Source organism: Stutzerimonas stutzeri (genome assembly GCF_013522825.1).
Lineage (GTDB): Bacteria > Pseudomonadota > Gammaproteobacteria > Pseudomonadales > Pseudomonadaceae > Stutzerimonas > Stutzerimonas stutzeri_AK.
On record NZ_JAAMQZ010000024.1, the window covers coordinates 32,473 to 51,792 of the forward strand.

Genomic DNA, 19,320 nt, shown 5'->3' on the forward strand with positions numbered 1-19,320 from the left:
CTGCCAGAATGGAGCTAACCCATGGCGTTCTTTACCGCAGCCAGCAAAGCCGACTTCCAGCAACAACTGCAAGCGGCGCTGGCGCAGCATGTCGATGAAAAACTCCTGCCACAAGTGGGACTTTTCGCCGAACAGTTTTTTGGAATCGTCGCGCTGTCCGAGCTTGCCGAGCGGCGCATGAGCGACCTGGTCGGCTCGACGCTGGCCAGCTGGCGGCTGCTGGAGCGCTTCGATCCGGCGCAGCCGCAGGTTCAGGTCTTCAACCCCGATTACGAGAAGCACGGCTGGCAATCGACCCATAGCCTGGTCGAGGTGCTGCACCCGGACATGCCGTTCCTGGTCGACTCGGTGCGCATGGAACTGATGCGCCGCGGCTACGCCATCCATACCCTGCAGAACAGTGTGCTGCAGGTACGCCGTGGTGCCGATGGCGAGTTCCTGGAGTTGCTGCCCAGGGGCCAGAGCACCGCTGACAGCCGTGCGGAGTCGCTGATCTTCGTCGAGGTGGACAGGTGCGCCAGTGCCAGCGCCCTGCGTGAGCTGGAGCAGTCTTTGCACGCCGTGCTGGCCGATGTGCGTCTGGCGGTGAGCGACTTTGCCGCGATGAAGGCCAAGGCCGAGGAGCATCACCAGCGCCTGAGCGGGCTGCAGGGGCAGGCCGGCACCGGCCAGCTGGGCGAGATCATGGATTTCGTGCGCTGGCTGGTCGATGACCACTTCACCTTCCTCGGCTACGAGGAATTCACCCTCGATGATCAGGGTGAAAGCGGACGTCTGATCTACGACGAATCATCGCTGCTGGGCCTGTCGCGGCATCTGCGCACCGGTCAGGATGAGGACCAGCTGCCGATGCCGGCGGCGCTGAGTTACCTGCGTGAGCCGCTGCTGCTGTCGTTCGCCAAGGCGGCGACGCCCAGCCGCGTGCATCGCCCGGCCTACCCTGATTATGTCTCCCTGCGCGAAATCGACGAGCAGGGACGGGTGACCAGAGAGTGCCGCTTCCTCGGCCTGTTCACCTCTTCGGTCTACACCCAGAGTGTGCGACGCATTCCCTATATCCGCAGCAAGGTCGCGCAGGTGGTGGAGCGTTCGCAGTTCGATGACTCGGCGCATCTGGCCAAGGAACTGGTCCAGGTACTCGAAGTGCTGCCGCGCGACGAACTGTTCCAGATGACCCTCGACCAGCTCTTCGAGACCGCCATCGCCATCGTGCAGATCCAGGAGCGCAACAGGCTGCGGCTGTTCCTGCGTACCGACCCCTATGGCCGTTTCTGTTACTGCCTGGCCTACGTTCCGCGCGATATCTACTCGACCGAGACGCGCCTGCGCATCCAGCAGGTGCTGATCGATCGGCTGGGCGCCAGCGGTTGCGAGTTCTCCACCTATTTTTCCGAGTCGGTGCTGATCCGCGTGCAGTTCCTGCTGCGGCTGGACCCGGAAAAACCGCTGCAGATCGATCCGCTGCAACTGGAAAAGGAAGTGGTGCAGGCCTGCCGCACCTGGCAGGACGACTATTCCGGCCTGATCATCGAGCGTTTTGGCGAGGCCCGGGGCACCCGCATTCTCAGTGATTTTCCGAAAGGCTTTCCGGCGGGCTATCGCGAGCGCTTCGATCCGCTTTCGGCGGCGGTGGACATCCAGCATGTGCTGGGCCTGAGCGACGAGCGGCCGCTGGCGATGAGCTTCTACCAGCCGATCACGACCGTCGAGAATCGCCTGCATTGCAAGCTCTACCATCTGGATACGCCGCTGCCCCTGTCGGACATGCTGCCGATTCTGGAAAACCTCGGTCTGCGCGTGCTGGGCGAGTTCCCTTTCCACCTGAAGGGCAAGGACGGTCGCCGGTTCTGGATTCACGACTTCGCCTTTACCTATGCCGAAGGCCTGCACATTGATCTGATGGAGATCAACGAGTCGCTGCAGGATGCCTTCATTCATATCCACAATGGCCTGGCGGAAAACGACTCCTTCAACCGACTGGTGCTGACCGCCGGGCTGACCTGGCGCGAAGTTGCGCTGCTGCGCGCCTATGGGCGTTACCTCAAGCAGATTCGCATAGGTTTCGATCTGGGCTATATCGCCAGTGCCCTGCTCAATCATGTCGATATCGCACGCGAGCTGGTGCGGCTGTTCAAGATACGCTTCTACTTGGCGCGCAAGCTGGGCGAGGAGGACCTGGCCGACAAGCAGGAGCGGCTGCAGCAGGCGATCCTGAGCGCGTTTGATGAAGTGGCAGTCCTCAATGAAGACCGCATCCTGCGCCGTTATCTGGCACTGATCCAGGCCACCCTGCGGACCAACTTCTATCAGGCCGACGCCAACGGCAAGCCGAAGCGTTATTTCAGCTTCAAGCTCGACCCGTGCGCGATCCCGGAGATGCCGCGACCCGTGCCGAAGTTCGAGATTTTCGTCTACTCGCCACGGGTCGAAGGGGTGCACCTGCGTGGCGGCAAGGTGGCGCGTGGCGGGTTGCGCTGGTCGGACCGTGAAGAGGATTACCGCACAGAAGTGCTCGGCCTGGTGAAGGCCCAGCAGGTGAAGAACGCGATCATCGTGCCCGGCGGCGCCAAGGGTGGCTTCGTACCGCGCCGGCTGCCCAATGGTACGCGCGATGAGGTATTCGCCGAGGGCATCGCCTGCTATCGGATCTTCATCAGTGGCCTGCTGGATATCACCGACAACCTCAAGGACGGTCAGGTGGTGCCGCCGGCCAACGTCCTGCGCTACGACGAGGATGATCCCTATCTGGTCGTCGCCGCCGACAAGGGTACGGCGACCTTCTCCGATACGGCCAACGGCATCGCCGCCGAATACGATTTCTGGCTCGGCGATGCCTTCGCTTCCGGTGGCTCGGCCGGTTATGACCACAAGAAGATGGGCATCACCGCCAGGGGCGCCTGGGTGTCGGTGCAGCGACATTTCCGCGAGCGCGGCATCGACGTGCAGCGCGAAAGTATCAGCGTGATCGGCATCGGTGACATGGCCGGCGACGTGTTCGGCAACGGCATGCTCAGGTCTGAGGCCTTGCACCTGGTGGCCGCCTTCAACCATCAGCACATCTTCATCGACCCCGAACCGGATGCCGCCCGCAGCTTTGTCGAGCGCCAGCGCCTGTTCGATCTGCCGCGCTCATCCTGGACCGATTACGACACCTCGCTTATTTCCGCAGGCGGCGGCGTCTTCGCGCGTTCGGCCAAGCGCATCGAGATCACTCCGCAGATGAAGGCGCGCTTCGATATCGCGGCGGACCAGTTGACCCCCGCCGAACTCATCCATGCCTTGCTCAAGGCGCCGGTGGATCTGCTCTGGAACGGTGGCATCGGCACCTATATCAAGAGCACGGCGGAAAGCCATGCGGATGTCGGCGACAAGGCCAACGACGGAGTGCGGGTCAACGGTTGCGAAGTACGCGCCAGGGTCATCGGTGAGGGCGGCAACCTGGGCGTGACCCAGCTGGGTCGCGTCGAGTACGGCCTGCATGGCGGCGCCTCGAACACCGATTTCATCGACAACGCCGGCGGCGTCAACTGCTCCGACCATGAGGTCAATATCAAGATCCTGCTCAACGAAATCGTCAGTGCCGGAGACATGACCGGGAAACAGCGCAACCAGCTGTTGTTCCAGATGACCGATGCCGTCGCCGCGCTGGTGCTGCACGACAACTACAAGCAGACCCAGGCGCTGTCTCAGGCCGAGCGCCGGGCCCGCACGGGCGGCGGTGAATATCGGCGCCTGATCGGCGCGCTCGAAGCCGAAGGGCTGCTGGACCGTGCGCTGGAATTCCTGCCGAGCGACGAGGCGCTGGACGAGCGGGCGGCCCAGGGCAAGGGGCTGACGCGCGCGGAGCTGTCGGTACTGATTTCCTACAGCAAGATCGACCTGAAGGAGGCACTGCTGCAATCACGGGTGCCGGATGATGCCTATCTGGCGCGGGAGATGGAGAGCGCCTTCCCACAGGTGCTGGCCGAAGACTATCGCGACGCGATGCTGCAGCATCGGCTGAAGCGTGAAATCGTCAGTACGCAGATCGCCAACGACCTGATCAACAACATGGGCATCACCTTCGTTCAGCGTCTGCGCGAGGCCACCGGCCTGAGCTCGGCAAATATCGCCGGGCTCTATGTGGTCGTGCGTGACATCTTCCACCTGCCGCATTGGTTTCGTCAGATCGAGGCGCTGGATTACCGGGTGTCGGCTGAGCTGCAGCTGCACCTGATGGAAGAGCTGATGCGTCTGGGTCGCCGCGCAACGCGCTGGTTCCTGCGCAATCGGCGCCACGAGCTGGATGCGGCGCGTGATGTGGGACATTTCGGCCCGCGGGTGGCGGCGCTCGGGCTCAAGCTCGATACGCTGCTGCAAGGCGGTACGCGCGAGCTGTGGCAGGCGCGCTACGAGCGCTACACCGAGGCGGGCGTGCCGGAATTGCTGGCGCGGATGGTCGCCGGCACGCACCACCTGTACACGCTGTTGCCGATTCTGGAAGCTGCTGACGAAACCGGGCGGTTGCCGACCGAGGTGGCCGCAGCCTATTTCGCTGTGGGTGGTGCGCTGGAGTTGCCTTGGTATCTGCAGCAACTGACCGCCTTGCCGGTGGAGAACAACTGGCAGGCACTGGCGCGCGAGAGCTTTCGTGATGACCTGGACAGCCAGCAACGCGCGATTACCGTATCGGTGTTGCAGATGGACGGAGCGCCGGAAGATATCGATGCGCTGGTGCAGTCTTGGCTGGCACAGCGCCAGTATCAGGTCGAACGCTGGCGGAAGATGCTCGCCGAGCTGCGCAGTGCCAGCAGCGTCGATTACGCGATGTACGCCGTGGCCGGTCGCGAATTGCAGGATCTGGCGCTGGAAAAGCCCCAGCAGTAGTCGGGTCGCGCTTCATCGACCCGATGAGCGAACGGGCAGACGTCTCCAAAGGTCTGCCTCGTTCGTTGGTTTGCGCCTTCAGACCTTCGATTGCGCCTGCAGATCGTCGGATTACGCCTTTGGCTAATCCGACCTACAACGTATGGGGCGTAGTACAGGCTGTCGGGTCAGGCTTCACCGACCCGACAGGCAAAGATCAGGCGTCCTGTGTCCGATGGCCGAGGCGAAAGCGGGTGATCTGCGGCAGGTCGCGCAGGTAACGGACCATGTCCGGCGCGCCGGCGAGCTTGAGCCCTTCACCGAGGGCGTTGGCGGCGCTTACGTGCCTGTCGAGCAGGAGCAGTTCGGAGTTGTTGGCATCGCGCAGCAGTTGCAGACGTGCATAAGGCACCTTTGCATCGAGCAGCAGCCTCATGAAGTCGCGATCACTCCAGGCCTGGGCGGGCATGGCGATGGCATGGTAGTCGTCATCCAGCGCCTGCAGGCCGGCGCTATCGAGACGGTAGTCGGTCAGTTCGCACGGCAGCAGGACCTCCAGGCCCCTGAGCCGTGCATAGGCGATGGCGCAGGCGAAGGCCTCGGCGTGATATTCGCCCGCCCAGTAGATCCGCTCGCCAAGCCAGCTGGCCTGACGCAGTTCTATCGGTGCCTGTTTCTCAAAACCGGGCAGGGCGGTGCCGAGGGTGCGCACGAAGTCCTTGTAGCTGATCACGCGAAGCTGGCGACAGGCCGGAGTAGCGGCGAAGGCCTCGAAAGTCGGATAGATGTTGCCGTCTGCGCTCTGACTGCTGATGCCGTCGATCTGACGCAGATCCAGTGATGGATAAGCGCTGACGTCCTTGCGCACCAGGCGTGTCAGGGCGGCATGGGCCTTGGCCTTGTCTTCCTGGATCGGGCCGGAAAGTGCGCCGCGGGGCAGATCGACGACCCTTTGCAGGCAGGGGCCGTCCTGCCAGAAAATGCTCGGGGCCGGTTCGGCAAGGGGTGCAAAGGGCAAGCGGATCTGACTGGCGTACTCAAGCGTCTGACGCGGCGGTTTTCCGGTCAGTCCAATGTGCTGGGCAAATCTGGCAAGTCGGGAAATCACTGACGGCATCGGCTCGGATTGGCTCATCATCGTGGATGGGCTCGTTGTACTGGAGGCGAAGTGTGCCAGAGCCAGGAAGAACCTGTAATGATTTCAGGGCGTTCATGGCTGCAAGCGAGGCCCGCATGTGCTGGTAGCGAGTCGGGTTGTGGCACTATTGCCGGCGCACTGATCATTGAGGAGCCTCCATGCCAAACCTCGTGCTGGATATCGCATTGCCTGCAGAACGGCTGCTGGCAGTCTATCAAGGGCGGGCCAATCGCATTCTGGTCAGAAGCAGGGATGGAACACGTGTCAGTTTGCCAGCCCACCATTTGCGTCCGTTTACGACAAAGGCTGGGGTGTATGGTTCATTCGAGATGGAATTTTCCGATGACGGCAAGCTGGTCTGTCTGCGTCGGCTCGATGGGGCGGGGCGGTTATCGTGATGGGCAAACAGGCGCTGGCGGCATCCTGCCTGCTATACTTTCGCGTCACCCTTTCCCAGGATCTAGCTGCGTATGTATAACCTGGCTCGCCGGCTGCTGTTCAAGTTAACCCCTGAAAATTCCCATGAGTTGTCGCTGGACCTTATCGGGGCGGGTGGCCGGCTGGGGCTGAACGCCATGCTCAGCAAGGCTCCGGCAAGCCTGCCAGTGCGGGTAATGGGGCTGGATTTTCCCAACCCGGTCGGGCTGGCAGCTGGCCTGGACAAGAATGGCGAGGCGATCTGCGGCCTGTCCCAGCTGGGCTTCGGCTTTGTCGAAGTGGGCACCGTGACGCCCAGGCCGCAGCCTGGCAATCCCAAGCCGCGCATCTTCCGCCTGCCGGAAGCGGAAGCGATCATCAACCGCATGGGTTTCAACAACCATGGCGTCGACGCCTTGCTGGAGCGGGTCGATGCGGCACGCTTCAAAGGCATTCTGGGCATCAATATCGGCAAGAACTTCGATACCCCGGTCGAGCGCGCCCAGGACGACTATCTGCTGTGCCTAGACAAGGTCTACCACCAGGCCAGCTATGTCACGGTGAACGTCAGTTCGCCCAACACGCCAGGGTTGCGCAGCCTGCAGTTCGGTGACTCGCTCAAGCAACTGCTAGACGCGCTGCGCCTACGCCGCGAGGATCTGGAAGTGCTGCATGGCAAGCGCGTGCCGCTGGCCATCAAGATCGCCCCCGACATGACCGACGAGGAAATCGTGCTGGTGGCCGATACGGTCTTCCAGGCCGGAATGGATGCCATCATCGCCACCAATACCACGCTGGGTCGCGAGGGAGTCGCCGGGCTGGCCCATGGCGACGAGGCCGGTGGTCTTTCCGGCGCGCCGGTTCGTGACAAGAGCACCCACACCGTCAAGGTGCTGGCCGAAACCCTGGGCGGTCGCCTGCCGATCATCGCGGTGGGTGGCATCACCGAAGGGCGTCATGCGGCGGAGAAGATCGAGGCGGGTGCGAGCCTGGTGCAGCTGTACACGGGCTTTATCTACAAAGGCCCGGCATTGATTCGCGAGTCGGTGGATGCCATCGCCGCCATTCGCTCGCGCAAGGATGTGAATTTCTAAGCGGTATGGATTACCCGGTGGGGCTCCATTAAGGAGCCCCTGGGCTTCAGCCCGCCGCCCGGGTGGGGCGTGCCTGTTGAAGTCGGTGTGATCCTGTGTCAGCCGACTGCGTTGAGTTCGTTCAGTCGATGAAGACCGGCGGTGCCGGTCAGACCATCCCAGTTGTCGCCGCGACCCTCCCGCCAGCCGTTAATCCAGGCCTGGCGCACTTCGGGATGGTAGAAGGGGCACAGATCGCGAGATTTGCCGTGTATGCCATGCTGATAACCGCGTAGAAATGCTCGTTCCATCGGATCACGCTTGAGTCTTCTCATTGGGTATTGCCCTCAGTGGTTGACTGGTGTTCCTGTTGACCTCATGGCGAGGTCGGGCAGTTAGACTGCCATCGAAGTCCGCTGCCGGCGTGGCGGAGTTCTTCCGGCAGCATTGCGCTGCCGGACTGAGTCGAGTTCTAACCTAATGGGTCCAAAGCTGGAATGATCGTTTTGTCATAAGGAAGTAACCGAACCCTGATCTCCCCCATAAGGCGCGCCAATCGTGGATTACACGAGGCTCGCCTCCGACGCCTGCCTGAGCCGGTGCAAAAAAGCTGCAGCCCGACTGTCAACGAATCGTATTTTTCTGGACCTACCATGACCGACCGCCACGAACTTATTCTCACCTGCCCCAAGGGCCTCGAAGGCTTGTTGCTCGACGAAGCCATAGGCCTCGGGCTTGAAGAGGCTCGCGAGCAGACCGCAGCCATTCGTGGCTTCGGCTCGATGGAGGTGGCGTATCGGCTATGCCTCTGGTCACGGCTCGCCAACCGTGTGCTGCTGGTGCTCGACCGCTTCGCCACTGAAAATGCCGAAACGCTCTATGACGGCGTTTACCAGATCGACTGGGCTGAGCATCTGGAGGCGACCGGCACGCTGGCGGTGGAGTTCAGTGGCCATGGTTCGGGAATCGACAACACCCATTTCGGCGCGCTGAAGGTCAAGGACGCCATCGTCGATCGGCTGCGCACGTCTGCCGGTGAGCGGCCAGGTGTGGACAAGTTGAACCCGGATTTGCGCGTGCACCTGCGCCTGGATCGTGGCCAGGCGGTGCTGTCACTGGATCTTTCCGGGCATAGCCTGCACCAGCGCGGTTATCGCCTGCAGCAGGGCGCCGCGCCGCTCAAGGAAAACCTCGCCGCCGCCGTGCTGATTCGTGCCGGCTGGCCGCGTATCGCGGCTGCCGGTGGCGCGCTGACCGACCCCATGTGCGGCGTAGGCACCTTTCTTGTCGAGGGCGCGATGATGGCCGCCGATATCGCACCGAACCTGCGCCGTGAGCGCTGGGGCTTCAGCGCCTGGCTCGGACACGTGCCGGCGCTGTGGAACCGCCTGCATGACGAGGCGCAGGCGCGGGCCGAGGCGGGCATGGCCCGGCAGCCGCTGTGGATACGCGGTTACGAGGCCGATCCGCGGCTGATCCAGCCGGCCAGGAACAATATCGAGCGAGCCGGGCTGGCCAACTGGATTCGTGTCTACCAGGGCGATGTGGCGACCTTCGAGCCACGCCCCGATCAGAACCAGAAAGGCCTGGTGATCTGCAATCCGCCCTATGGCGAGCGCCTGGGCGACGAAGCGAGTCTGGTCTACCTCTACCAGAACCTCGGTGAACGCCTGCGTCAGGCCTGTCTCGGCTGGGAGGCGGCGGTGCTGACCTCCGCGCCGGACCTAGGCAAGCGCATGGGCATTCGCAGCCACAAGCAGTACGCCTTCTGGAACGGCGCCTTGCCCTGCAAGCTGCTGCTGATCAAGGTCGAACTGGATCAGTTCGTCACCGGCCAGCGTGCGGCGCCCGCCGCCGGCACCGCCGATCCGCAACCAGTGGCGGAACTGGCGCGTCTCAGTGAAGGCGGGCAGATGTTCGCCAATCGCCTGCAGAAGAATCTCCGCCAGTTGGGCAAGTGGGCGCGCCGGGAAGGCATCCAGTGTTACCGCCTGTATGACGCCGACATGCCCGAATATGCCCTTGCCATCGACCTCTATGGTGATTGGGTGCATGTACAGGAATACGCGCCGCCACGCTCGATCGATCCGCAGAAGGCCCAGGAGCGTCTGTTCGATGCGTTGAGCGCGATTCCCCAGGCGCTGGGCATTTCCCGCGACAGAGTGGTGGTCAAGCGCCGCGAGCGTCAGAGCGGCACGCGCCAGTACGAGCGCCAGGCCAGTCAGGGCGAGTTTCTTGAAGTGAACGAGGGCGGCGTCAAGCTACTGGTGAACCTCACCGACTACCTGGACACGGGGCTGTTCCTCGATCACCGACCGTTGCGCCTGCGCATCCAGCGCGAAGCGAGCGGCAAGCGTTTTCTCAATCTCTATTGCTACACGGCGACGGCGACCGTGCATGCGGCCAAGGGCGGTGCGCGCAGCACCACCAGCGTCGATCTGTCGAAAACCTATCTGGACTGGGCGCGACGCAACCTGGCGCTGAACGGCCTGTCGGATCGGCAGCGTCTGGAACAAGCGGATGTGATGGCGTGGCTGGAGGAAGACCGTGGGGAATATGACCTGATCTTCATCGATCCGCCGACCTTTTCCAACTCCAAGCGCATGGAAGGTGTGTTCGATGTTCAGCGTGATCATGTCGCCCTGCTGGATCTGGCCATGGCGCGCCTGGCAGCGGGCGGCACCCTGTATTTCTCCAACAACTTCCGCAAGTTCGTGCTCGATCCGGGGCTGAGCGAGCGTTATGCGGTGGAGGAAATCAGCAGCGCCACGCTGGATGAGGATTTCCGTCGCAACAGCAGGATCCATCGTGCCTGGAAGTTGCAGGCGCGCTGACGGGCACCTCTAAAAACTACCTGCGTTGCCATCGCTGCGTTGAAAACAGGCTCGTGCGCGAGTCCGATCAAAATGCTCATTTACAACTCGTAAACTGCGCTTTTCGCCTGTTTGATTCGCTGCGCTCACCCTACGGGCCAGCCTGCGGCTGTTACTCCCGTTGGTCGTTGCGCCTTGCGCTGGCTGCCTCGCCTACGTTTTTAGAAGTGCCCGGAAATCAGGTGTACTTGGTGAAAATCTCGCGCACACGCGCCAGGGCTTCGGCAGTGTCCTGCTCGTTGTCATGCAGGGCCTCTTCGAGCAGGCAGGTGAGCAAAAGTCGATAGGTCTTGTCCAGCGCGCTGCGTGAGGCGGAGAACTGCTGGGCAATCGACTCGCAATCTTCGCCGCGCTTGATCATCGCCTGGATGCCACGAATCTGGCCTTCGATGCGCGCCAGTCGCCGGAGCATTGCCTGTTGCTGATCCTGCATATTGATCGGGGCGGGAGTGTCGTCTTTCATTCGAGTCCTTGGGATCGAGGGTCCGCGATGCATCCTACCGGCGAGTGTTCCCACTGGCTACAGGGCAGCTGGGCAAGCCTGGGCAAAACTCAGCGAGCCGGTTAGGGTCGTAGCAATAGTTGTTCGTCGCGCTTCTGAGCGCGATGACAGCAACAGACCTCTCCCTTGCAAGGGCCGCATGATGGCAAGTACTCAAAGTGCAACAGCTACGCTGCGCGCGGCATGGCTTGCCCATGCCCAGGCAAACCCGCTCATCGCGCTGGGGCTCGTTGGCACCCTGCTGGTCGTACTGATTCTGCTGGGGACGAGCGGTTACAGCGCCTTCGAGAACAACGAACAGAGCAATATTCGCTACGCCCTGCTGGGGGGGACTGCCGGTTTTGTGGCCACCTCGCTCGGTGCGCTGATGGCTATCGTGCTGCGTAATATTTCCGTGCGCACCCAGGACAGCATGCTGGGTTTCGCTGCAGGGATGATGCTTGCGGCCAGTTCCTTCTCGCTGATTCTTCCGGGGCTGGAGGCGGCCCGTGAGCTTTGGGGTAATGGCCCTGCCGCGGCGGCGACCGTGGTGGTGGGCCTGGGCTTCGGCGTATTGCTGATGCTCGGGCTGGATTATTTCACCCCGCACGAACACGTGAGCGCCGGAGCCTTCGGGCCGGAGCATCGGCGCATAAGCCGGGTCTGGCTGTTCGTCTTCGCGATCATCCTGCACAACATTCCCGAGGGCATGGCGATCGGTGTGGGTTTCGCCGAAGGTGACATGAGCGTGGGCCTGCCGCTGGCCATGGCGATTGCCATTCAGGACATCCCCGAGGGGCTGGCCGTGGCGCTGGCGTTGCGTACCATCGGCGTTTCCGCCTGGCGAGCGGTGCTGATCGCCGCCGCCTCCGGATTGATGGAGCCGCTGGGTGCATTGGTCGGTCTGGGGATTTCCAGCGGGCTCGCCATCGCTTATCCGGTTAGTCTGGGGCTGGCCGCCGGGGCGATGATCTTCGTGGTGTCTCACGAGGTCATCCCGGAAACCCACCGCAACGGCCACCAGACCCCGGCAACCGTCGGGCTGATGGGCGGCTTTGCGGTGATGATGTTTCTGGATACAGCGCTGGGTTGAGGCTATTGTGGCTGGGTCTGCATGACCAGTTCGACGCGGCGATTGCTGGCGCGGCCCTGGTCGCTGGCGTTGTCGCCGAGCGGGCGGGTATCGGCGTAGCCGGTGGCGCTCATGCGTGCGGCCTCGATGCCGGTCAGTTGCAGGTAGCGCACCACGCTGCTGGCGCGGCTGGCCGAGAGTTCCCAGTTGGAAGGGAATCGCTCGGTCTGGATCGGCAGGTTGTCGGTATGGCCCTCGACGAGAATTCGATGCCTGCCCGCTGCCAGTGTCGGGATCAGGCGATCGATCACGTCAAGCCCGGCGTTTTCCAGCTCGGCCTGGCCGGAGTTGAAAAGGATCTCGCTGTTGATACGAAAGCTGATGCTGCCCTCATTGACGATCACTTCGATGTCTTCTCCCAGATCCATGGCCAGCGCCTGCTGGCCAGTCGTATCTGTCGGCGCGTCGGCAGGAGCTTCGGTTGGCGGTGCGGCAATGATCGGGGCGATGGGCAGGGGCGAACCCGGCAGTTGCAGCGGGTCGCCGCCCGTGATCGGGGCGGCGAATACGGGTTCGGCTGGTGTGTCGGAATAGCCCTCACTATCGGCCTTGCCCGCGAGGGTGAGCAAGATGACCATCATCACCAGCAGCAGGGTGAGCATGTCGAGGTAGGTCAGCAGCCAGGCGTCCTGTTCCTCTTCCTGGCGCGGCTCGATATGCCATTTGGCGAAGCGACCACCAGGTGCTGATTGCCCATTCATCTCAGGCGTCCTGCTGCCTGGCGCGCTTCACGGCGTTGCCGTTTTCGCGAATATCGTCGTCGTGATGGGCGATGAATGATTTCAGCGTCTCGCGCATGTAGGCCGGGCTGCGGCGGTTGCACATCATTGAGATGCCCTGCATCACCAGATTCATCAGGGCGACGCGCTGTTCGGTGCGGCGTTCGAGCTTCACCGCCACCGGCTTGAGCAGCAGGTTGGCCAGCAGGATGCCATAGAAGGTGGTCATCAGCGCCACGGCGAGGCTGCGACCGATCTGCTCCATGTCGCCGCTGCCGAGCATGAACATCAGGTTGATCAGCCCGACCAGGGTGCCGATCATGCCGAACGCGGGCGCATAGCTGGCCATGGCGCGAAACAGTTGCGCCTCGGCATTTTCCCGTGCACGCAGGCGAGCGATGCGCCACTGCAGCACGTCGATGATGTCCTCTTCAGGCGTGTTGTCGATCACCAGTTGCACGCCGGTGCGCAGAAAGGGATTGCTGACCTTTTCCACCGCGCGTTCGACCGCAGGCAGGTCGCCGCTGATCCACAGTCGGGAAATCTGCACCAGCTCTTCGAGATCCTGGTGGGTATACAGGCGCTCGTTGCGCATCACCGTCCAGATCAGCCCGAACACCCGCATGACTTCCCGTAGCGGATAGCTGATGAAGGTTGCAGCCAGGGTACCGACCACGACGATACCGAGGCTGGGCAGGTCGATGAACAGTGACGGATCTTCCGCCGCGAACAGCATCACGACAGCCAGCAGGCCGATGCTCGCGACCATGCCGATCAGGGTTGAGGGATTCATCGAAGCTCCGAACAGGGCAGGGCGAGGAACACGGCATGATAGCACCGTGCTAGTTGGCCCTGCAGCTCGGTGGGTAGAGCCCGATCTTGCCTCAGAGATTTTCCAGCAATCGGCGCGCGGCTTCGTGGCCGCTCAGCCAGGCGCCTTCGACGCGCCCGGACAGGCACCAGTCGCCGCAGGCATACAGGCCCAGATGCGCATCGGCCAGCGCGCCCCACTCGTGGGACTGGCTCGGGCGGGCGTAGAGCCAGCGGTGGGCAAGGGTGAACTCCGGTGCGGGCACGACGCAGTCGATCAGTTCGGCGAATGCGCCGTGCAACTGCTCGATCACCAATTCTCTGGAAAGGTCCAGATACTGCCGGCTCCAGGCGCTGGTCGCGTGCAGCACCCAGGTGTCGAGGCGACCATCGCGTCCGGGTTTGCTGTTGTGGCGGGCGAGCCAGTCGAGGGCGTCATCCTGCACGAAACAGGCGTCGAGCGCCGTCTGTAGTGGTGTGGCAAAGCCCAGTGCGACCGCCCAGGTCGGCTCCATCGCAACGCTGGCGGCGACGGCGGCCAGCTTTGGCGCCGAGGCCAGCAGCGCACTGGCCTGAGGCGCCGGAAGGGCGATGATCACCTGGCTGAAGGGGCCATGGCTGGTGCCCGTGGCATCGACCAGCGTCCAGAATTCCTCGCCGCGAAAGACTTCGGTGATTCGGCAGGAGAGGGTGACCGGTATGTCGCCGAGCAGGCCGCGGGCAATCGAACTCATCTGCGGGACGCCAACCCAGCGCAGCTGCTCATCGGCAGAGGGCGACAACTGCACACCTCGGGCCTGGTAAAGATTCGGTGACCATTCGGCGGCCCAGCCTTGTGCCTGCCATTGACGCACGGCCTCGGTGAATCGCCGGTCGCGACTGGTGAAATACTGCGCGCCCAGATCCAGGTGGCCGGCGTCGCTGCGCTTGCTGGACATGCGTCCGCCAAGGCCGCGGCTCTTGTCGAAAAGCTGTACCGACTGCCCGGCGGCATGCAGTATTTGCGCGGCGCAAAGGCCTGCAATGCCGGTCCCGATAATGGCGATTGGAGCTGTGCTCATGCTTACCTCTTCACAGGGGCGCTGTCAGCCTCGGTTGCCCGGCTACTGCGCCGTTTGGTTCGGTTCTGCTGGGGCTCAACAGCAGATTTTGCAGAAGAGCAAAACGCTGATGATTGATGCGTGTTCCATCCACCAACAGACTGTTGCTTCTGCCTGGGGGTTCGGGGTGATTGGAGTTCAAGAAGATTTTTTCAATGGCTGACAGACGGGGCGGGCTGGCCTGTTCGTCATGCATCCGCATCATGCGTTGCCCGTGCGGGCGGCTGCAATCAGCCATTGCGATTGTTATGCCAATCAAGCGATGAAGCAGTTGTAAGTTGGGATCAAGCCGGTACAATGGCGCCGCTCGCCGCCAGGTGGGCTTTGTTATGGTGGGCCCTGCCGGTCCCCTCGCAACGATCAGCCGTGAACCCGGTCAGGCCCGGAAGGGAGCAGCCGCAGCGGTGACATTGTGTGCCGGGGTGTGGCTGGTAGGGTTCACCTCCATAACGAATCGTCATCCCCCTCGCAAGACCTTGCGGATTCAACCCGCTCCTCAAGCAGCACGTTGCTGAACAGCTGCCACGAAAACAATCGCATCGCTTCAAGATCATCCCATTGGGTGAGCCTGTATTCTTCTTTCTTCAGCATGCGGGGCTGGTGCAAGCCTTCCTGAATTTTTGCAGGAGCAATCGATTTGTCCGTCAAGGCGAATTGGGACATTTTCTGCGTCGTGGTGGACAACTACGGCGATATCGGCGTGACTTGGCGTCTGGCTCGGCAACTGGTGGCCGAGCATGGTCAGCAGGTACGTCTGTGGATCGATGACCTGCAGACTTTTGTCCGACTGCAGCCCGGCGCCAGCGCCACGGCCAGCCAGCAGTGGCATGAAGGCGTCGAGATCCGCCACTGGTCGCCCCAATGGCCGGACGCCGAACCCGCCGATGTGGTGATCGAAGCCTTTGCCTGCAACCTGCCGGATGACTACATCGCGGCCATGGCCGCCAGCCAGCGGCGCATCCTCTGGCTCAATCTCGAATACCTGAGCGCCGAAGACTGGGTGGTGGGTTGCCATGCGCTGCCTTCGATGCAGTCCGAAGGCCTGCAGAAGTATTTCTTCTTCCCCGGCTTCGAGCAGGGCACTGGCGGGTTGATCCGCGAGGGTGACCTGATTGCCCGGCGTGAGGCGTTCCAGAATGATCCGCTGCTGTGCGAAGCCTTTTTGCAGAGCTTCGATCTCAATGTGCAGCCCGGCACGACGCTGCTATCGCTGTTCGCCTACGAGAACCCGGCCATTGCTGGCTGGCTCGATGCCCTGGCGGCTCAGGCACGACCGTCGCAGTTGCTGGTGCCGGAAGGGCGCGTGCTTGGGGACGTGGCGCGCTGGCTGGAGCTTGAGCAGCTGCGCGCAGGTGATCGGCATCAGCGCGGCAACCTGCAGATCGCAGTGCTGCCCTTCATGACCCAGCACCAGTACGACATGCTGCTGTGGTGCTGTGATTTCAATGCGGTACGTGGAGAGGAATCCTTTATCCGCGCGCAATGGGCCGGGCGGCCACTGGTCTGGCATATCTATCCCCAGGAAGAGGATGCCCATTGGGACAAGCTCAATGCTTTCCTAGCGCTCTATCTGCGCGACCTGTCGCCTGCTGCCAGTGCCGCGCTACGCGGCTTCTGGAGTGCCTGGAACAGTGGCGAAGGCAGTGGCGAAGCCTGGTCGGCGATGCTCGAACATGAGGTGGAGCTGAAGGCTCATGCCGAGCGCTGGACTCACAAACAGGTCGCCAATGGCGATCTGGCCGGAAAGCTGGTCTTTTTTTACGCGGATTGGCTATGATACGCGGCCTGTTTTTTGTCTCTAATCCCATTCGGACATTCGTATGAAAACCGCACAAGAATTTCGTGCCGGCCAAGTGGCCGTGATCAACGGCGCACCCTGGATTATCCAGAAAGCCGAATTCAACAAGTCCGGCCGCAACAGTGCCGTAGTCAAGATGAAGCTGAAGAACCTGCTCAATGGTTCTGCTACCGAAACTGTCTACAAAGCCGACGACAAGCTTGAGCCGGTCATTCTCGAGCGCAAGGAAGTGACCTACTCCTACTTCGCCGATCCGCTGTATGTGTTCATGGACGCCGAGTTCAACCAGTACGAAATCGAAAAGGATGACCTCGAAGGCGTCATGACCTTTATCGAAGACGGCATGAGCGACGTCTGCGAAGCCACCTTCTACAACGACAAGGTGATCTCGGTTGAACTGCCGACCACCATCGTTCGCGAAATCGTCTACACCGAGCCGTCCGTACGTGGCGACACTTCCGGTAAGGTCATGAAGACCGCTCGCCTGAAGAGCGGTGCAGAGCTGCAGGTTTCCGCTTTCTGCGAAATCGGCGACTCGATCGAGATCGATACCCGCACCGGCGAATACAAGTCCCGCATCAAGGCCTGATCGCCTCAGCAGGGCTGAAGAAACTTCGGAGCGTGGGTTGTTGTAGGTCGAATTAGCCGAAGGCGTAATCCGACGCTCTGAAGGCGTAATCCGACAATCCGAAGACACAACGGCTGTCGGGTCGCTGAAGCGTGACCCGACCCACCAGCCGAAGATGAGTTGAAAACAATGCCTGTATCGACCGATACGGGCATTGTCGTTTATGGCAATCTCTGCGGCTTTCTTCAGCGTGGCTGCCGGGCGCCCGGCAGCGATCCAGAATCCTTTCGGACCGATATGAGCATGCGTGACTACAAATGGCTGCATGAGTACTGCCTCAACCGTTTTGGCTCGGCGGCTGCGCTGGAGAGCCTGTTGCCGCAGCCCCGCAGTGCCGATGAACTGCGAGCGATTCCCGATGACCGCTACCTTTCGCTGCTTGCCCTGCGGATCTTCCGCGCGGGCCTGAAGCACAGTCTGGTGGACGCCAAGTGGCCGGCTTTCGAGCAGGCTTTCTTTGGTTTCGACCCGGAAAAAGTGGTGCTGATGGGCGGCGAGCATATCGAGCGAATGATGCAGAACACGCAACTGATCCGGCATCTGGGCAAGCTCAGGAGCGTGCCGCGCAATGCTCAGTTCGTACTGGATGTGGCGAAGGAGAAGGGCGGGTTCGGCCATCTGCTTGCCGATTGGCCGGTGGAGGATATCGTCGGCCTCTGGCGCTACCTGGCCAAACACGGCTCCCAGCTTGGTGGCCTGTCCGCGCCGGCATTCCTGCGCATGGCCGGCAAGGACACCTTCATCCCCAGCAACGACGGTGTCGTCGCGCTCAAGGCCCAGGGGATCGTCGATCGGGCGCCGAGCAGTCAGCGCGATCAGGCTGCGGTACAGGCCGCCTTCAATCAGTGGAGAGCGGAAAGCGGTCGGCCCTTGTGCCAGCTGTCGGCCATGCTGGCGTTCACGGTCAATCATTAGGCCGGCGCACCAGACGTTTCGTCGCGGCCAGTCCGTCACATTTCCTGCGATTGAATTTGCTCATCGGCCTCATAAAAGGCATAGTTGCGCCCACTTTTTTGACTTCCCGTGTTCAGTCATGCGCCAGCGTCTCATACCTCTGCTGCCTCTATCGCTCGTCCTGCTGCTGTCGGCCTGTGCCGGACAACCGGAACGACAGGAGCGCATCTCGGCGTCTGACGATTTCAAGTTCGATTTTGCGCCGCTGGTTACAGACATGAGCGATATCGCGCAAGAGGCGCAAGCCGAGGCGAGCGAACCCAGCGAGCAGCAGCTGCGTGAGCTTGCCGACGAGCAGAGCTATGAACTGCCGCCGCTTGCCGACAGTATTCTCGAGCGTGGCTTTACCCTGGTCGGTACGCCTTACCGCTATGGCGGCAAGTCCATCAGAACCGGTTTCGATTGCAGCGGTTTCGTCGGTTATCTGTTCAGCAAGGAAGCCGGCATCGACCTGCCGCGTTCCACCCGCGAAATGATCGGCCTCGATGCGCCGAAGATCAAACGCAGCGAGCTGGAGCCGGGCGACCTGGTGTTCTTCAACAATCGTGGCCGTGGCCGTGTCAGTCATGCCGGCATCTATATCGGCGACGACCAGTTCATTCATTCCTCCAGCAGCCGTAGTGGCGGCGTGCGCGTGGACAGCCTGGACGACGCCTATTGGCGTGCCAGTTTCATGCAGGCCAAGCGCGTACTGGCGCTGGCTTCCGCTGCGAGCGACGTGGCTTCACGTCACTGAAGACAACCTTTTCAGGGTTGCATCACGCAGCACATACCGGCAGAGTGATGGCTTCTTTGCCCGGACAGCTCTGCCATGCCCTTTCTGGCCCGCCTCTCGATCCTTCTGCTGACGGCCCTGCTGCTGGGTGCCTGTGCGGGGCGGCAACCTGTCGAGCCACAGGTCATTGCGCCGGCACTGCAGCCTGTATCAGGCGCAGCCGAGGATGTACTGTTTACCGCGCTGGGTCTGGTTGGAACGCCTTATCGCTATGGCGGCAACACGCCCGACAGCGGTTTCGATTGCAGTGGCCTGATCGGCTATGTCTACCGCGGCGCGGCAGGTATCGCTCTGCCACGCACCACACGCGAAATGAATGCCATGCGCAGTGCCAGCCCCGTCAGGCGTGAAGCCCTGCAGGCGGGTGATCTGCTGTTCTTCGCCTCCAGCGGCGGGCAGCGTGTCAGCCATGCGGCGATCTATGTAGGCGAGGGGCGTTTCGTGCATGCGCCGTCCAGCGGTGGCACGGTCCGCCTGGACAGTCTTTCCAATAGTTACTGGCAAAAAAACTACCTCAACGCGCGACGCGTGCTTAATGAGGATCAACTGGCACTCAATCCCTGACGAGTGCGCGTGG

General features: G+C 62.1%; 18 protein-coding genes and 1 other RNA gene. 12 read left to right on the top strand and 7 right to left on the bottom strand.

The features are described 5' to 3' along the window. Positions 1-21 precede the first annotated feature (21 nt). Positions 22-4,866, top strand: a complete 4,845-nt coding sequence (locus G7020_RS15300) for an NAD-glutamate dehydrogenase (RefSeq protein WP_181085951.1) — start codon at positions 22-24, stop codon at positions 4,864-4,866. A 196-nt stretch (positions 4,867-5,062) separates the two neighbouring features. On the opposite strand, the gene G7020_RS15305 is transcribed toward G7020_RS15300, so the two are convergent. Next, a complete protein-coding gene (locus G7020_RS15305) occupies positions 5,063-5,983 on the bottom strand; it encodes a DUF6685 family protein (protein ID WP_181085953.1) in 921 nt (306 codons plus the stop codon). Between the two features lie 158 nt (positions 5,984-6,141). On the opposite strand from G7020_RS15305, the gene G7020_RS15310 reads away from it, so the two are divergent. Next, on the top strand, positions 6,142-6,381 hold the full coding sequence (locus tag G7020_RS15310; RefSeq protein WP_181085955.1) for a DUF2835 domain-containing protein: 240 nt from the start codon (positions 6,142-6,144) through the stop codon (positions 6,379-6,381). Between the two features lie 72 nt (positions 6,382-6,453). After that, positions 6,454-7,494, top strand: a complete 1,041-nt coding sequence (locus G7020_RS15315; protein ID WP_181085957.1) for a quinone-dependent dihydroorotate dehydrogenase — start codon at positions 6,454-6,456, stop codon at positions 7,492-7,494. A gap of 98 nt (positions 7,495-7,592) precedes the next feature. Here the strand turns inward: G7020_RS15315 and rmf are convergent, their stop codons facing one another. Continuing rightward, a complete protein-coding gene (gene rmf, locus G7020_RS15320; protein WP_037022861.1) occupies positions 7,593-7,808 on the bottom strand; it encodes a ribosome modulation factor in 216 nt (71 codons plus the stop codon). Between the two features lie 318 nt (positions 7,809-8,126). Here rmf and rlmKL point away from each other — a divergent pair, with 318 nt between their 5' ends. Beyond that, a complete protein-coding gene (rlmKL, locus tag G7020_RS15325) occupies positions 8,127-10,307 on the top strand; it encodes a bifunctional 23S rRNA (guanine(2069)-N(7))-methyltransferase RlmK/23S rRNA (guanine(2445)-N(2))-methyltransferase RlmL (RefSeq protein ID WP_181085965.1) in 2,181 nt (726 codons plus the stop codon). Positions 10,308-10,524: 217 nt separating this feature from the next. On the opposite strand, the gene G7020_RS15330 is transcribed toward rlmKL, so the two are convergent. Beyond that, positions 10,525-10,809 carry a metal-sensing transcriptional repressor gene (locus G7020_RS15330; RefSeq protein WP_181085973.1) on the bottom strand — a complete coding sequence of 95 codons (285 nt, stop codon included), beginning with the start codon at positions 10,807-10,809 and terminating at the stop codon, positions 10,525-10,527. Between the two features lie 181 nt (positions 10,810-10,990). Here G7020_RS15330 and G7020_RS15335 point away from each other — a divergent pair, with 181 nt between their 5' ends. After that, positions 10,991-11,920 carry a ZIP family metal transporter gene (locus G7020_RS15335; protein ID WP_181085975.1) on the top strand — a complete coding sequence of 310 codons (930 nt, stop codon included), beginning with the start codon at positions 10,991-10,993 and terminating at the stop codon, positions 11,918-11,920. Between the two features lie 2 nt (positions 11,921-11,922). On the opposite strand, the gene G7020_RS15340 is transcribed toward G7020_RS15335, so the two are convergent. The 3 genes from G7020_RS15340 to G7020_RS15350 all read right to left on the bottom strand — a co-directional run bounded on the left by G7020_RS15340 (position 11,923) and on the right by G7020_RS15350 (position 14,549). Next, positions 11,923-12,660 (bottom strand): OmpA/MotB family protein, encoded by a 738-nt coding sequence (locus G7020_RS15340; RefSeq protein ID WP_181085977.1) that lies wholly within the window; start codon positions 12,658-12,660, stop codon positions 11,923-11,925. A gap of 1 nt (position 12,661) precedes the next feature. Next, positions 12,662-13,471: a motility protein A gene (locus tag G7020_RS15345; protein ID WP_181085979.1), complete on the bottom strand. Its 810-nt coding sequence runs from the start codon at positions 13,469-13,471 to the stop codon at positions 12,662-12,664. Positions 13,472-13,562: 91 nt separating this feature from the next. Continuing rightward, positions 13,563-14,549, bottom strand: coding sequence for an NAD(P)/FAD-dependent oxidoreductase (locus G7020_RS15350; protein WP_181085981.1), 987 nt, complete (start codon positions 14,547-14,549; stop codon positions 13,563-13,565). Here G7020_RS15350 and G7020_RS15355 point away from each other — a divergent pair. Together G7020_RS15355 and ffs are read left to right on the top strand one after the other, a co-directional pair. Further along, a complete protein-coding gene (locus tag G7020_RS15355; RefSeq protein WP_181085982.1) occupies positions 14,548-14,751 on the top strand; it encodes a hypothetical protein in 204 nt (67 codons plus the stop codon). The two genes, G7020_RS15350 and G7020_RS15355, sit on opposite strands and share 2 nt — an antisense overlap. Positions 14,752-14,928: 177 nt before the next feature. Beyond that, an RNA gene (gene ffs / locus G7020_RS15360) (signal recognition particle sRNA small type) lies at positions 14,929-15,025 on the top strand. 1 nt (position 15,026) lies between these two features. Here the strand turns inward: ffs and G7020_RS15365 are convergent. Continuing rightward, positions 15,027-15,251: a hypothetical protein gene (locus G7020_RS15365; protein ID WP_181085984.1), complete on the bottom strand. Its 225-nt coding sequence runs from the start codon at positions 15,249-15,251 to the stop codon at positions 15,027-15,029. On the opposite strand from G7020_RS15365, the gene earP reads away from it, so the two are divergent. The 5 genes from earP to G7020_RS15390 all read left to right on the top strand — a co-directional run bounded on the left by earP (position 15,226) and on the right by G7020_RS15390 (position 19,307). After that, positions 15,226-16,365 carry an elongation factor P maturation arginine rhamnosyltransferase EarP gene (earP, locus tag G7020_RS15370; protein ID WP_181085986.1) on the top strand — a complete coding sequence of 380 codons (1,140 nt, stop codon included), beginning with the start codon at positions 15,226-15,228 and terminating at the stop codon, positions 16,363-16,365. The genes G7020_RS15365 and earP overlap by 26 nt on opposite strands. A gap of 43 nt (positions 16,366-16,408) precedes the next feature. Then, positions 16,409-16,975 (top strand): elongation factor P, encoded by a 567-nt coding sequence (gene efp / locus G7020_RS15375; RefSeq protein WP_181085988.1) that lies wholly within the window; start codon positions 16,409-16,411, stop codon positions 16,973-16,975. Between the two features lie 282 nt (positions 16,976-17,257). Beyond that, positions 17,258-17,929 carry a DNA-3-methyladenine glycosylase I gene (locus G7020_RS15380; protein ID WP_181085990.1) on the top strand — a complete coding sequence of 224 codons (672 nt, stop codon included), beginning with the start codon at positions 17,258-17,260 and terminating at the stop codon, positions 17,927-17,929. 118 nt (positions 17,930-18,047) lie between these two features. Then, positions 18,048-18,704: a C40 family peptidase gene (locus G7020_RS15385; protein ID WP_181085992.1), complete on the top strand. Its 657-nt coding sequence runs from the start codon at positions 18,048-18,050 to the stop codon at positions 18,702-18,704. Between the two features lie 75 nt (positions 18,705-18,779). Beyond that, on the top strand, positions 18,780-19,307 hold the full coding sequence (locus tag G7020_RS15390; RefSeq protein ID WP_181085994.1) for a C40 family peptidase: 528 nt from the start codon (positions 18,780-18,782) through the stop codon (positions 19,305-19,307). Positions 19,308-19,320 lie beyond the last annotated feature (13 nt).